Genomic DNA, 14947 nt, shown 5'->3' with positions numbered 1-14947 from the left:
AAGCTCGCTCCCACAATGGTTTTGCGTCGACCGAATATCCACTGTGGGAGCGAGCCTGCTCGCGATAGCGGTCTAAAGAACGCCGCCAATCACAACTTGATCAACACCGACTTCAACTCGGTGTAATGCTCGATCGCCGCATATCCCATTTCACGCCCGACCCCCGACATCTTGTAGCCGCCAAACGGCAATGCCGGGTCCAGGGCGCTGTGGCAGTTGACCCACACCGAGCCCGACTTGATCCGCGGAATCATCCGGTGCACCGCGGCCAAGTCATTCGACCAGATACTCGCCCCAAGGCCATAAGGGCTGTCATTGGCCAGGCGCAGCGCATCGGCTTCGTCATCGAACGGAATCGCCACCAGCACCGGGCCGAAGATTTCCTCTTGTACCAATGAGTGCCGCTGATCGACATCCACAATCACCGTGGGCTTGACGAAGAAGCCTGGGCCGAATTGCTCACCGCCGCAAGCGATGGTCGCGCCGCTTTCCCGACCTTTTTCGATGTAACCATAAACCCGCTCCTGTTGACGCGCGGAAATCAGCGGGCCCATTGCGACACTGGGGTCCAAGCCATTGCCCAGTTTCATCGCATTGGCGATGTCGGCGATGTCCGCCACCACATTGTCGAAATGCTTGCGTTGCACATACAGCCGGGACCCGGCGCAGCAGACCTGGCCCTGGTTGAAGAAGATCGCGCTGGCGGCGCCCGCTGCGGCGGTCTTCAGGTCGGCGTCGGCCATCACAATGGTTGGGGATTTGCCGCCCAGCTCCAAGGTGACCCGGGTCATGGATTCCATGGCGATCTTGCCGATCTGCTTGCCCACGGCGGTGGAGCCGGTGAACGTCAGCTTGTCCACCAACGGGTTATGAGTCAGGGCGGAGCCCGCCGTGACACCGGTGCCGGTGACCACATTGAACACGCCTTCGGGGTAACCGGCTTCCAGCACCAGTTCGGCGAGCTTCAGCGCGGTCAACGGTGTTTCGTCGGCAGGTTTGAGCACGACGGTGCAACCGGTGGCCAGGGCCGGACCGAGTTTCCAGCAAGCCAGCAGCAGCGGGAAATTCCAGGCGACGATGGCCCCGACCACGCCCACCGCTTCGCGACGAATGAAACTGTGAAATTGATCGTTGGGCATCAGCGGCAGCGACACGTCAACGCTGGAACCTTCGATCTTGGTGGCCCAACCGGCCATGTAGCGCAGGAAATCGATAGACAGCTGCACGTCCATCACTTGCGCCACCGCCGCGCTCTTACCGTTGTTCAGGCATTCGAGTTGCGCCAGCAGTTCGGCGTCGCGCTGCATCAGATCGGCGAGTTTCCACAGCAGGTTCTGCCGTTCCCGAGGGCGGGTGCGGGTCCAGGCCGAATCGTCGAACGCCTGACGGGCGGCGAGCACTGCACGGTCGACATCCTCGGGCGTGGCCCGTGGCACCACGCATAACACTTCGCCCGTGGCCGGGTTGTGCAGGGGCATGGTCTGGCCGTCCGCGGCCTCGACCCAGTCGCCGCCGATGAGCATGCGTGGGGCGCGTTGGACGAAGGCCGAGGTGGCGGGAAGCAGATTAGGCAGGGGCATGATGAGACCTCTTGTTGTGCGTGAGAACGTGGATCTCTCCAAGGTTGGCAATGGCTGTGCCAAGTACCGGGAACGGGCCAAGGCCCTTTGTTGGCGGGGGTTGAGCGATAAAAGGAGAAAATGGCACCCAGTGGTTTTGTCGCAAATCGCGACATCGGTGAGACGGCGAGCCATTGCGTTTGTACTTGAACATTGCCGCTGGCCATGAAGTATTCCAGCCGGGGGCACCTATGCTTGTCTCAGACTGCAACGGCTGTCGCGATATAAGACGCAGGTCATCTCGTTCTGATGCGTAGAAAAGCCAAGATATTCCTATAACTCATTGATTTAAATGCCGTTCGTTAAGCTGGCACGCTCCGTGTATTGCTCATCGCAGACGTTTCTCTTGCCTCCGTCAGCGGCTTGTCGCCGACGGCAGAAACCATAAAAACGATAAGCCACAAAAATAAGAAAGCACCGTGGGAGGTTCGACGTTGATGAAGAGAAAACTCCGATCAGGCCTGAGCGCCAGTCTGTTGACCGTGGCGGCCTGTGTAGCGCTGCATTCGCCTTACAGCCTGGCAGCTCGCGACGCCCAGACCATCCTCAGGGAAACCTGTCAGGGCTGTCACATCCCCGAAGCCGATAACGCCCTGAGCCGTATCAGCCACCAGCGCAAAACGCCGGAAGGCTGGCTGATGAGTATTGCCCGGATGCAGGTCATGCATGGTGTGCAGATCAGCGATGACGATCGCCGGACCCTCGTCAAATACCTGGCTGACACCCAAGGCTTGGCGCCCAGTGAGACCGATGGTGTGCGTTATGCCTTGGAGCGACGGCTCAATACCGTCGAGAAGTTCGACGACCAGACCAGCCAGATGTGTGGCCGCTGTCACTCCGGTGCGCGGGTTGCCCTGCAGCGTCGACCTGCCCAGGAATGGGAGCGCCTGGTGAACTTCCACCTCGGCCAATGGCCGTCCCTCGAATACCAGGCCCTGTCCCGCGACCGCGATTGGTTCGATCTGGCCCGCAAAGAGATGGTGCCGCTGCTGGCCAAGCGTTATTCGCTGGACAACCCGGCCTGGAAGAAATGGGTGGGTAGCGCGCCGAAAGCCGAGGCGCTGGTCGGCGACTGGAGCTTCAGCGGGCACCTGCCGGGTAAAGGCGAACTGGCTGGCGTCATGAGCGTGACTGCCGATGGCAGCGACACGTTCAAGGTCAACGTCAAAGGTCAGTATGCCGACGGCAGCCCGTTCAACGGCGATGGCAGTGCGATTCTCTACACCGGTTACGAATGGCGCGGCAACGTGACCATCGATGGCGTAGTCATGCGTCAGGTGTTCGCCGCCCAGGGCAACGCCATGCAGGGTCGGATGTTCGAGGCCGAGCACGACGAGCGGGGCCTGGACTTTGTCGCCGCCAAACAGGGCTCCAACCGTTTGCTGGCCGTGCAGCCGGGGTATCTGAAGGCGGGCAGCGAAACCGAAGTTACCCTGATCGGCAGCGGCCTGACCGGCAAACCGGATTTTGGCAAAGGCGTGGAAGTGGTTCAGGTGCTTGAGCAAAGTCCGGAGCGCCTGCGAGTCAAGATCAAGGCCGCTGCCAATGCGCAACCGGGCTTGCGCAACGTCACGCTCGGCACGCTGAAAGGCCCGACACTGTCGGTCTATAGCAAGATCGCTGAAGTCAAAGTCGTGCCCGAATTCTCGGTGGCGCGGATCGGCGAGGGCGGTGGTTCGACGCCAAAAGTCCAGGGCCGTTTCGATGCCGAAGCCTGGGGCAAGGGCGCTGACGGCAAGCCCTATCGCATCGGCGTATTCCCTGCGCAATGGAAGGTCGAGGCTTTCGATGACCGTGCCAAAGAGGATGAAGACGTCAAGTTTGCCGGCACCATGCAGGCCGATACCGGTGTGTTCACCCCAGGCGATGCCGGGCCGAACCCGCAGCGCAAGATGTCCACCAACAATGCCGGCAATCTCAAGGTGATCGCCGCCGTCGACGACGCAGGGAAATCCCTGACCGGCGAAGGCCACATGATCGTCACCGTGCAACGCTGGAACAATCCACCCATTCCATAAGTTGGCTGTTTGTAGCGGTTCCAGACACTTTTCGGAATGACCGCAGGCCTCGTGAATCGGGGCTTGCACAGGAGGTTTGCAATGGGCGCTATTTTGAATCTGGTCGAACGCAATCTGCACGAAGTGCATGTCGACGCCGACCGCATGCTGTTCCACATTCCCAGCAGCTCGCTGTTCGCCAGCGATGAGCTGACGGGCACCATCATCGATACCTTGCGCGGCCCCGGCTGCTCATCGGACGACCTGATCCAGCGCTTGGCCGCACGCTTCAACGGCGAAGAAATCACCGAAACCCTGCGTGAGCTGATTTCCCTGGGACTGGTCAGCGACGGCTCACCGGTGTCGCCGGACATCGGTACCAAACGGGTGGAGCGCACCGCAATCAATACCGTGGTGCTCAACGTCAACACGGGCTGCAATCTGAGCTGCACCTACTGCTACAAAGAAGACCTCGACAAGCCCTCGGCGGGCAAGAAGATGGACGTCGAAACGGCGGTCGCTTCGGTAGAAATGCTGCTGCGCGAATCCCCCGATGAAGAGCGTTTCACTGTGGTGTTCTTCGGGGGGGAGCCGCTGAGCAACCGCAAGCTGATCGAGTACATGGTCGACTACTGTGAAAAGCGGTTTGCCGAGGCGGGCAAGTTCGTCGAGTTCGTCATGACCACCAACGCCACGCTGCTCACCGAAGACACCGTGGACTACCTCAACGCCCACCGCTTCGGGCTCTCGGTGAGTATCGACGGGCCGAAGACCGTGCATGATCGCAATCGCATCACGGTGGGTGGGCAGGGCACGTATGACGTGGTGCGGCGCAAGGCCGAGATGCTGTTGTCGCGTTACAACAGCCGTCCAGTGGGCGCGCGGGTGACCCTGACCACTGGCGTTACCGATGTAGAGACCATCTGGGACCACCTGTTCAACGAACTGGGATTTGCCGAGGTCGGTTTTGCTCCGGTGACGTCCGGTGATATCAGCAGCTTCAACCTGTCCAGCGACGAACTGATCGAGGTCTTCGCCAACATGAAAAAGCTTGGTCGTCGTTACCTGGAAGCGGCACTGGAGCACCGCAACATCGGGTTCTCCAACCTGCACCAGTTGATCACCGACATCCATGAGGGCCACAAGAAAGCCCTGCCGTGCGGCGCGGGCCTGAAAATGCTGGCGGTGGATCACAAGGGCGAATTGAACCTGTGCCACCGCTTTACCGGTTCGAGCCTGCCGACGTTCGGTAATGTTCACAGCGGGGTGAAACAGGTCGAGTTGAATGACTTCCTGTCCCAGCGGCTCGACCGTACCAATACTGGCTGTGAAGACTGCCAGATCCGCAATCTCTGCTCCGGCGGCTGCTACCACGAGAGCTACGCCCGATACGGCGACCCGACTCATCCGACCTACCACTACTGCGAACTGATGCGTGGCTGGGTCGACTTCGGCATCGAGGTCTACACCCGGATCATGGCTCACAACCCTGCGTTTATCAGCAGTTACATCACTCCGCGCAAGGCTCACTGATATGAAACATCTCAAGGCAATCAACAACAAAGCCCAGAAACTCGATCAGGCCGCGGCCGAGAACCGAATCGAAGAAGTGGTGGCGATGAGCTCCGTCGCCGGCTGCGCCTCGACCACCGATCCTGGTTGGGAAATCGACGCGTTCGGCGGCGTGTCGTCGCTGTGCCAGCCGATGGAAGCCGACCTGTATGGTTGCTCCGACCCCTGCTGGTGGCCGGCCCAGGTACCGGACATGATGAGCACCTATCCGGACTGGAACAAGGATGCCCAGGCGTCCAATGAAAACTGGCGCAACCTCGGCACCGTTTTTCCTAAAGACAAGTGATCGGTCATGAAGAAGGATTCCAGCATGCAATGCATCAAAGCCTGCGGCTTGGCCGCGTTCGGTGTCCTGGGCGTTATCTCATTCGATGTCCTGGCCGATGAAAACACCGCACTGCAAAGCGGTCACGAGTACATGGTGACCACCAATTATCCGAACAACCTGCACGTGATCGACCTGGCCACCGACAGCCTGTTCAAGACCTGCAAGATGCCGGACGCCTTCGGTCCCGGCACCGTGCAACTGTCGCCGGATCGCAAGACCGCGTACGTGTTGAACAACCATTACGCGGATATTTACGGTGTTGAGCTGGACAGCTGCAAACAGGTCTTTCACGCCAGCATCACCCAGAAACCGGGGGAGAAAGCGAAATCCATGTTCGCTTTTACTGTTGGCCACGACGGCAAGGAACTCTTTGCCATCGCCAACCCGACGTTGATGCTCAACGACCGTTACGAAGTACAGCAACCCCGGCTCGATGTGTACGCCACCGATGCCGGCATGAACGCCAAACCTGTTCGCAGTTTTCCGGCACCGCGGCAGCTGACCATCATGCAAAGCGGTGACGATGGCACGCTGTATGTGGCGGGAGCGGATGTCTACAAGGTCAACGTGAACACCGGCACATTCGACGTGCTGATCCCCAGTCGTCATTGGAAGCGTGAAAACTACAGCGCGCCGGACGTGCTTTATGTGTGGAACCAGCAAACGTACCGCCATGATTTTTCGCTGCTCTACACCGCCGCGAAATTCAAGGACAAGCAGCAGGACCCGGCCACCGCCGAATACCTCTATGGGCTGTTCAGCATCGACCTGAAAACCGGCAAGACCGAAACCACCGACTTCGGCCCTCTGACGGAGATCTATTTCAGTGGCATGCGTTCGCCCAAGGACCCGAACCTGATGTTCGGTGTACTCAACCGTCTGGCCAAGTACGACATCAAGCAGAAAAAACTGCTTCAGGCCGCCACGCTGGACCATTCCTTTTACTGCATTTCGTTCAACAAGGCCGGCAGCAAGATTTACCTGGCGGGTACCTTCAACGACGTAGCGGTGTTCGACGCCGACAGTTTGAAGCAGATCGGCAACATCAAATTGCCCGGCGGTGATATGGCGATTACCACGGCGCAGATATTCACGCGTTAAAAACAAAGAGGGCAAGCCATTCAACAAAGCGCCGTGGTTGAAACCCCGGACCACATTTGGATCGTACAGAGAGAACAGATATGAGTGTCCCCAGTTACACCCGTGGACCGCAAACTACACCCTTGCTGGCGATGACCATTGGCGCGGCGTTCGACCGAGCGGTGGAACGGTTCTGCGATCGCGAAGCGTTGGTCGTACGGCATCAAGGGCTGCGCTACACCTGGGCACAGTTGGCCGAGGAGGTGGACTGTTGCGCACGAGGATTGCTCGCGCTGGGCCTCAAGGCCGGTGAACGGGTCGGCATCTGGTCGCCGAACTGCGCGCAATGGTGCATTGCCCAATTCGCAACCGCCAAGGTGGGAGCGGTGTTGGTGAACATCAATCCGGCCTACCGCCTGACCGAGCTTGAATACACCCTCAAGCAGTCGGGGTGCCGCTGGCTGATTTGTGCCGATTCGTTCAAGACCTCCAACTACCACGCGATGCTTCATGATCTGCTGCCCGAACTCCAACGCTGCGCCGTAGGCGCACTGCAAAGTGGCCGGTTGCCTGAGTTGCGGGGCGTGATCAGCCTTGGCGATGCGCCAGCCGCCGGTATGTTGTCATGGGAGGGGTTGCGAGACCTGACGGAACGAGTGGCTCCGGAGCAATTGCGCGAACGCGGCGAACAATTGCAGTTCGACGATCCGGTCAACATCCAGTACACCTCGGGGACCACCGGATTCCCTAAAGGCGCCACCCTCAGCCATTACAACATCCTGAATAACGGCTTTATGGTCGGTGAAAGCCTGAAGCTCAGCGAGCAAGACCGGCTTGTAATACCGGTGCCGTTGTATCACTGCTTCGGCATGGTCATGGGTAACCTGGGTTGTGTCACCCACGGAACGACAATGATCTACCCCAGTGCGGCGTTCGATCCTCTGGAGACCTTGCGGGCCGCCGCACAGGAAAAAGCGACCGGCGTGTATGGCGTGCCGACCATGTTCATCGCGATGCTCGACCACCCGCAGCGCCAGTCGTTGGATTTGAGTCATCTGCGAACGGGCATCATGGCCGGCTCCACCTGCCCGATCGAAGTCATGAAGCGGGTGATCGAAGACCTGCACCTCAAGGAGATGCAGATCGCCTACGGCATGACCGAAACCAGCCCGGTCTCCACCCAGACCGGGCCGGACGACGATATCGAACACCGAGTCACCCGTGTCGGCCGCACCCAGCCGCACTTGGAAAGCAAGGTCATCGACGAACAGAACCGGGTCGTTCCTCGCGGTCAGATTGGCGAACTGTGTACTCGCGGCTACAGCGTGATGCTGGGCTACTGGAACAACCCGCAGGCGACCGCGCAGGCCATCGACGATGCGGGCTGGATGCACACCGGCGACCTGGCAATCATGGACGACGAGGGTTATCTGAAGATCATCGGGCGCAATAAGGACATGATCATTCGAGGGGGCGAGAACGTCTACCCGCGCGAAATAGAGGAGTTCTTCTTCAGCCATCCTTCGGTGGCAGACGTTCAGGTCATCGGTGTTCCGGACAAAGTCTATGGGGAAGAGATCGTTGCTTGGATCAGGCTGCACGAGGGACACCAGGCAAGCGCTGAAGAGCTGCGCGATTACTGCAAGGGCCGGATCGCTCATTTCAAGACGCCACGCCACTTCAAGTTCGTTGACAACTTTCCGATGACCGTCAGCGGTAAGGTGCAGAAGTTCCGCATGCGTGAAATCAGCGTAGAGGAACTGGGAGCGCCCGGTTCGCCGATGCCCTTGATAGGCGGTTGAGGGATGAAAAGTGGCAACCTGACTGACCCATGTCTATAGTTTTTGGCGCCTAATAGCTACAGGAGACATGGACATGAGTCAGGACATTTCGCCCGCCGCTGCAGCGGCGCGGAACACAGGCATGGTGGCCACCACCTTATGGGGCTCGGACACTGTCGCAGGTATCACGGTCGATCCGGACGGTGCTATCTGGCTGGGCGCTTATAGTCGCCTGGGATTGGGAGGCGAAGAGGACTCGGGCTTCACCGGTAGCCTGGTCCGGTTCGATGCCGACGGTAGCCTGGACCGCAGTTTCAGTGGAGACGGTAAATCGCTTCTTCCTGTGTCGCTCGATATCGAGGACGGCGGTAATGCCGCGGTGCAGCCGGGAGGCGCTTACCTGGTGGCGCAGTACGTGCAAGTCGGCGACGCCTGGGTATCGGGGGTAAGTCGCACCTTGGCGGACGGCAGCCTGGATACGAGTTTCGGGAATGGCGGCACCGCGATCGTGCCTTTTTACTGGAATGACAATCTAGGCCAGCAAGCGTCGTTCTCCGTGCAACGCGACGGAAGCTTTTTCGCAAGCGCGGCGTATCCCTCCGGGGAGATCCATATCGCCCGCTTCGACGCGACGGGGGCCTTGATCCCGTCTTTCGCAGAGGCAGGGGTCTTGCACCTGCCAGCCTCCGTCGGCATTCACCCCAGCGGCACGATCGACGTTTCGCTGCAGGAAGACGGGAAAGTATTGGTCACAGGGCAAGATACCCTGACCCGCCTCAACCCGGACGGTACCCTGGATAGCGGCTTCGCGAACGGGGGCAGCCTCGCCCTGGATGTTCATGCGGATGCCCTCGTCATCCAGGATGACGGCAAAATCCTGCTGGCGGGCGCCTCGGGGGGCGTGGCGACCGTCACCCGACTCAACGCCGACGGCTCGCTCGACAGCAGCTTCGGTGACCAGGGTAAGGTGAGTTGGGGCTCGCAAAACGCTCCTTTTGCGATCGCCGACATGATTGTGCTGGCCAACGGCAAGGTATTGATTGGCGCAAGCCAAGGTACAAGCGCGGACGGCTACCTGGCCTCCCTGGTTCAGTTGAACCCCGACGGTAGCCTGGACCACAGCTTTGGCAATCCCGACGACGGCTATCACCACGTCGACGGTGGCCGCGATGATGATTTCTTGCCCGGTACCGCGTCATTCGACGATGCGATCTCTGGCGGAGCCGGTAACGATCTGCTCGATGGCCAGGAAGGTCGTGACCTGCTGACGGGCGGGGCCGGTGCCGATACGTTCCGTTACGAGTCAATCGCAGACAGTTACCGAACCGCAACCACCGCCCATAGCGACCGAATCACCGACTTCGACCCCAGCACCGATACCCTCGATCTCTCATCCCTGGGCTTCCTCGGGCTGGGCAATGGCTATGACGGAACGCTGGCGATACGCGTCAATGAAAGCGGGACGCGGACCTACCTCAAGAGTTTCGAGGCCAACGCGGATGGGGAACGCTTCGAAGTGGTCTTCGAGGGTAATCTGGGCCAAACGCTGGATGAAACCAACGTCCTGTTCCAGCAAGCCAGGTTGGTGGGCACCGAAGGGGACGATCGTTTACAAGGCAACGCCCGAGGCGAAATCATCGAAGGGCACGCGGGCGATGATCGCCTCTATGGAGCGTTAGGCAATGACGTATTGATTGGCGCAGAAGGCCGGGACCAATTGGTCGGTGGCGGCAACAACGACGTGTTCCGCTTCGACCTGCTGAGCGACAGCTACCGTACCGCCACCGAAAACCACACTGACCGCCTGATGGACTACACCACGGGTGAAGACACGATCGATGTGTCCGCCTTGGGCTTTACCCGACTCGGCAATGGGTACAACGGCACCTTGGATGTGGTTGTCAATGAAGCCAAGAACCTGACTTACTTGAAGAGCTACGAAGCCGACGCATCAGGGGCTCGATTCGAGTTGAGCCTGGTCGGGGATCACTCCGGTTACCGTGACTTGAACATCATCTTCGCCGAGCCCCCGCAAGAGGAGGTCTTTCAACTGATCGGAGTGGCTGACTCGCTGGCGTGAAACGCAAACCTGGCTGTTCCGGGCCTAAGGCGTTGGCATGAAAGGCCCGCTTGGATGTCAATCCAGCTGCGCTGGGCATAACCTTGGCATTTGGTGGTGCCCAGCGTATGGTTCGGCTGGTTGACGGCCCGACCTTAATATTCCCAGTTCATGGATTAAAACCGATGGCAACGATTGAACGTTTTCAGAGCAACGCGCGGATGTCCGGTGTGGTTAGTCACGGCGATCTGCTTTATCTCTCCGGCCAGGTACCTACTGATCTACAGGCCGGCATCGAAGAGCAGACGCAGCAGGTGCTGGCCAAAATCGAAGCCTTGTTGGCGTTGGCGGGCAGCGACAAGGGCCAGCTTTTGAGCGCACAGATCTGGCTTAAAGACATTGATCGTGATTTCGCGGCGATGAACTCAGTGTGGGATGCCTGGCTTCCAACCGACTGCGCTCCTGCACGGGCCACTGTTCAGGCAAGTCTGGCGCGACCCGAGGTGCTGGTTGAGATCATGGTAATAGCAGCGAAACCTGCCCTTGATGCTTGATCCCTTTATGACAAGCTCGGCCATCAATCTGCAGGATTAATGGCTATGTCTCTACGCGCACTTCGAACGCTGCTTGCCATTGCCCAATACGGTTCTTTTGTTAGGGCCGCGGACGCCGTGCATTTGACCCAGTCAGCGATCAGCCTTCACGTCCGGTCTTTGGAGGAAGATTTCAATACACTTCTGTTTGATCGGTCACGGCGGTTGCCGGTGCTGACGGATGCTGGGCATATTGCCGTTGAGCGCGCGCGAGAAATTCTAGCCTTATACGACGGCATCTCGTCCGAGATTGGAGGCGACACCGAGTTGCGCGGCAGGCTTAGAATCGGTGCCATTCATACAGCGCTGGCGAGCGTGCTGCCTCTCGCGCTGTCGGCATTGCGTGCCGAACATCCTCACCTGCGCATCACTGTTGCGTCGGGAATGTCCGCCGAATTGGCCACGCGCGTAGAGGCGGGCGAGCTTGACGTTGCGATCACCACCGAACCGGTAAAACCACACCCTTACGGCCTGGCAAGCACGGTACTTTACGAGGAAGGGTTCTGGATCATCGCGCCGGTATCACACGCGCATGAGGACTTGAAGCTTCTACTCAAAAGCCAGCCGTTCATTCGATTCGATCGTCGCGCCTGGGCAGGTCGAACCATTGAGCGAGAGCTTCGCGCTATGCGGCTGCGTGTGGAGACCAGCATGGAGCTGGATAGCCAGGATGCGATTATCAAGATGGTCTCAAGCGGGTTGGGCGTATCGATCGTTCCGCTCTCCCGGCACCAAGTCATAAGCTTGAAAACACTGGCCGTTCAACCGTTCGGCATCCCTCAAAAAACCAGGCGTGTGGTATTGCTGGAGCGCGAAGATCGTCCGCTTGCGCGACTGGCGGCAGCGCTGGCGAACGCGGTGAAAGCCCATGTCTTGCCCGATTAACCATGAGTAATACTTGTTGATCGCTGAAGTTTAAAACGTTTTTATTTTGGAGTTCGACCTCTTATCGTGGTCCTCAGTCATTAAGTTTTTGGGGGCGCCATGATCAGTAGACCTACCGTAGACATGCCGCTGATGAGCCGACGGATTGCGGAATGCGAACCGTTGGCACAGAAAATCAAGGCACGCGCATGACCCTCTCCTTGCTGACTGCCTTGTTGCCCATCGCGCTTTTGATCGTGCTGGGCGCGTGGCTCAAGCATCGTCAGTTTTTGGCGGATACTTTTTGGGCGCAGGCAGAGCGCTTGGCGTATTACGTGTTGTTGCCTTCTCTTTTCTTTCACGGACTGGCGACCGCCAACCTTGATGGCGTGCCGTTTCAAAGCATGGTTTCGGTGCTCGTATTCTCGACTGTTGTGGTATCGCTAATGTTGTTGAGCGCCAGATCGCTGATCACCACGGACGATGCTGCGTTCACTTCGGTTTTTCAGGGGGGGATACGTTTCAATAATTACGTGGGTGTGTCGGCAGCTGCGGGCTTGTTCGGTGTGCAGGGTATAGCCCTGGCCGCGGTAGCGAACGCGGCCATCGTGCCCAGTGTGAACATTTTGTGTGTATTGGTCTTCGCAAAGTACGGCTCAGGCGGCAGGATGTCATTGGGCAAAGTCCTCAAACAGTTGGCATTGAACCCGCTGATACTTGCGTGCTTCGCCGGCGGATTGATCCAATTCTCGGGCTGGGGATTACCTGTGGGCATTGAGCCGATGCTCAAAGCCTTGGGGCAAATGTCACTACCGCTCGGATTGCTCTGCGTGGGTGCTGCGCTTGAGTTCGCAAGCATCAGGCAATGGTGGCGTCCGGTTGGTTACTCGTCGCTGACCAAGTTTTTAATCATGCCGCTGGTGACACTTTGGGCGTGCCACCTATTCGGACTTGAAGGAAAGGCCGCGGTTGCAGCACTTCTGTTCCAAGCACTGCCCACGGCCTCGTCCTCCTACATCATGGCAAGGCAGTTAGGAGGGGATGCCCCTCTTATGGCTGGGATCATCGCTTGCCAGACCATGCTGGCAGGACTGGCACTTCCAGCTGTCATCCTCGTGATGACCCTGTGGATTTGAATATGCACCGCGGCCTGTAGAGCAAAGCAGTCCGCCGTCCAAACCGTTCAATCGCAAGCCGGCGATTTGCCCGTGGCCCATCGCGCACAGCAACGATGCGAAGGAACGGTTTTTTGGCGAGCGGATTCTACATTTTTTGATCCGTCAGTGGGCTTTTCAACAGTCCGACCTACAGGGAACCGCCTTGCTCAACCTTCAGTCCGGGCAGGAGGGTGTCGCAGAAAAACGTCGCGATGGATTCCGGCGAGCGCGGGCCGCCGGGCTTGATCCACAAGTAGCTGTAATGGTGTATGCCAAGGATAGCCTTGACGGCCAACGCGTCAGCTGTACGGAAGGTCCCCTCGTTCACGCCGGCCTTGAGGATTTGCGACCAGAGCTTTTCATACTGCCGGTGCAGGGCGAGCAACTCGGTCTGGCGCTCGCCAATGACGGAATACACCTCCCGGAAACATACCGTCATTTCGGCCAGGTGAGTGACAATCGTGCGCATCACAATGGCGGAGAACTGGCGAAATTTATCCTCCGCGGGCAGGTCACCCTCGCACAGAGGCGTGCCCTCAGCGATGAGCACCCGCAAGTACCGGCTGGTGATCTCGAACAGGAGCTCTTCCTTGCTGCCGATGTGGTAATACAGCGCGCCTCGAGCCAGGCCGGTGGCTTTTTCCAACTCAGCCATGCCGGTCGCGTGAAACCCGCGCGTCGAAAACAATTGCGCAGCGACTTTCAGTATCCGCTCCTTGGTGCTGGTTTCAGCAGGTTCGGCAGCGACGACGGCGTTCTTTTTTCCCATGGGCCATTTCCAACCGGTTGAGCGGCAATCATACCCATGCGTGCGCGTTGAAGGATACAAACGGGAGTAGCTCATCCGAGGGTCGTAGGAAGATAGTTGTATTGACCGATCGGTACAGAGACGACTATAAGCCCAGCGTAGTTGAACGTGTTTCAACGGGCGCGGTGGCGTCGAACGTTCTAAGAGCCTGCCTGGGCATTGGGATCGACCATGACAATAAGCAAACACCCCACATTGGCGTCCAACTCGTCAGCATCGGCCAGATTGATAGCGATGACCTGTTTCGCCCTGTTCGCCTTCGCCGCTAACTCATTGCTGTGCCGCCTGGCGCTTAAGCACACTGATATCGATGCCGCGAGCTTCAGCGTTGTCCGGCTGGTCAGCGGGGCCTTGGTGTTAGGGCTGATGTGCCTCATGAGGCGGTCCTCAACCCTAACCAAAGGCAGTTGGAAGGGCGCCGCAGCCTTGTTCGTTTACGTCTTTGCTTTTTCCTTCGCGTACCGTCATTTGGAGACCGGGACGGGGGCGCTGTTGTTGTTTGGCGCGGTTCAACTGAGCATGGTTCTGTTCGGCTTGTTCAAAGGCGAACGGATGCATACGCGGGCAATCGTTGGGTTTGTGTTGGCGATGGCTGGCCTGGTCAGTCTGCTGCTGCCAGGCGCAGCCGCTCCCGACCCCGTTAGCGCGCTTACGATGCTGTTATCGGGGCTGGCATGGGGAATCTACTCGCTGCTTGGCAAAACTGTCGCCGATCCGCTGGCGACCACAACCGGCAATTTCCTGCGGTCGATTCCCCTGGTCCTGGTGGCAAGCTTGCCGTTTCTCTCAACGCTGCGTTGGGATGCGCTGGGTGTGTTTTATGCGGTTCTTTCCGGCGCGCTGGCGTCAGGCGTCGGCTACGCGGTCTGGTATGTCGCGGTGCGTCATCTTGCGGCGTTTCAAGCCGCAACGGTGCAGTTGAGCGTGCCCATCCTGGCTTCGCTGGCGGGTATCGTATTTCTGGGTGAAAGCCTGAGCGTAAGGATGGTCTTGGCATCCGTCGCCGTGCTGGGGGGTGTTGCTTTGGTGCTGGGTAGCAAACGGCACGGGTAGTTGGCATTGGATGGATAACCGTTCGTTTGGCTATGG

12 protein-coding genes are annotated in these 14947 nt (G+C 58.9%); 10 read left to right on the top strand and 2 right to left on the bottom strand.

Going from position 1 to position 14947, the window contains the following annotated elements; genetic code table 11:
- Positions 1-89 precede the first annotated feature (89 nt).
- Positions 90-1580, bottom strand: coding sequence for an aldehyde dehydrogenase family protein (locus J3P81_RS14220; RefSeq protein ID WP_420763626.1), 1491 nt, complete (start codon positions 1578-1580; stop codon positions 90-92).
- A gap of 476 nt (positions 1581-2056) precedes the next feature.
- On the opposite strand from J3P81_RS14220, the gene peaA reads away from it, so the two are divergent.
- From peaA to J3P81_RS14175, 9 genes are all read left to right on the top strand, one after another.
- Complete coding sequence (gene peaA, locus J3P81_RS14215; RefSeq protein WP_420763627.1) at positions 2057-3637, top strand: quinohemoprotein amine dehydrogenase subunit alpha; 1581 nt, start codon at positions 2057-2059, stop codon at positions 3635-3637.
- 81 nt (positions 3638-3718) lie between these two features.
- Positions 3719-5149, top strand: a complete 1431-nt coding sequence (gene peaB / locus J3P81_RS14210) for a quinohemoprotein amine dehydrogenase maturation protein (protein WP_434559297.1) — start codon at positions 3719-3721, stop codon at positions 5147-5149.
- A 1-nt stretch (position 5150) separates the two neighbouring features.
- Positions 5151-5474 (top strand): quinohemoprotein amine dehydrogenase subunit gamma, encoded by a 324-nt coding sequence (gene qhpC / locus J3P81_RS14205; protein ID WP_007933151.1) that lies wholly within the window; start codon positions 5151-5153, stop codon positions 5472-5474.
- A gap of 24 nt (positions 5475-5498) precedes the next feature.
- A complete protein-coding gene (gene peaD / locus J3P81_RS14200; RefSeq protein ID WP_434559295.1) occupies positions 5499-6617 on the top strand; it encodes a quinohemoprotein amine dehydrogenase subunit beta in 1119 nt (372 codons plus the stop codon).
- An 80-nt stretch (positions 6618-6697) separates the two neighbouring features.
- Positions 6698-8398 (top strand): AMP-binding protein, encoded by a 1701-nt coding sequence (locus J3P81_RS14195; RefSeq protein WP_434559293.1) that lies wholly within the window; start codon positions 6698-6700, stop codon positions 8396-8398.
- 73 nt (positions 8399-8471) lie between these two features.
- Positions 8472-10457: a M10 family metallopeptidase C-terminal domain-containing protein gene (locus tag J3P81_RS14190; RefSeq protein ID WP_434559291.1), complete on the top strand. Its 1986-nt coding sequence runs from the start codon at positions 8472-8474 to the stop codon at positions 10455-10457.
- Positions 10458-10621: 164 nt separating this feature from the next.
- Positions 10622-10990: a RidA family protein gene (locus J3P81_RS14185; RefSeq protein ID WP_434559289.1), complete on the top strand. Its 369-nt coding sequence runs from the start codon at positions 10622-10624 to the stop codon at positions 10988-10990.
- 45 nt (positions 10991-11035) lie between these two features.
- On the top strand, positions 11036-11914 hold the full coding sequence (locus tag J3P81_RS14180; protein WP_434559287.1) for a LysR substrate-binding domain-containing protein: 879 nt from the start codon (positions 11036-11038) through the stop codon (positions 11912-11914).
- 188 nt (positions 11915-12102) lie between these two features.
- Positions 12103-13029 (top strand): AEC family transporter, encoded by a 927-nt coding sequence (locus tag J3P81_RS14175; RefSeq protein WP_434559285.1) that lies wholly within the window; start codon positions 12103-12105, stop codon positions 13027-13029.
- A gap of 169 nt (positions 13030-13198) precedes the next feature.
- Here the strand turns inward: J3P81_RS14175 and J3P81_RS14170 are convergent, their stop codons facing one another.
- Positions 13199-13894, bottom strand: a complete 696-nt coding sequence (locus tag J3P81_RS14170) for a TetR/AcrR family transcriptional regulator (RefSeq protein WP_434559283.1) — start codon at positions 13892-13894, stop codon at positions 13199-13201.
- A gap of 135 nt (positions 13895-14029) precedes the next feature.
- Here J3P81_RS14170 and J3P81_RS14165 point away from each other — a divergent pair, with 135 nt between their 5' ends.
- A complete protein-coding gene (locus J3P81_RS14165) occupies positions 14030-14911 on the top strand; it encodes a DMT family transporter (RefSeq protein ID WP_434559281.1) in 882 nt (293 codons plus the stop codon).
- The last annotated feature ends 36 nt before the right edge of the window (positions 14912-14947 follow it).

Origin of the sequence: Pseudomonas sp. R1-6, assembly GCF_051132115.1 — a bacterium.
GTDB lineage: Bacteria > Pseudomonadota > Gammaproteobacteria > Pseudomonadales > Pseudomonadaceae > Aquipseudomonas.
This window is presented reverse-complemented; position numbering and strand designations above follow the sequence as displayed.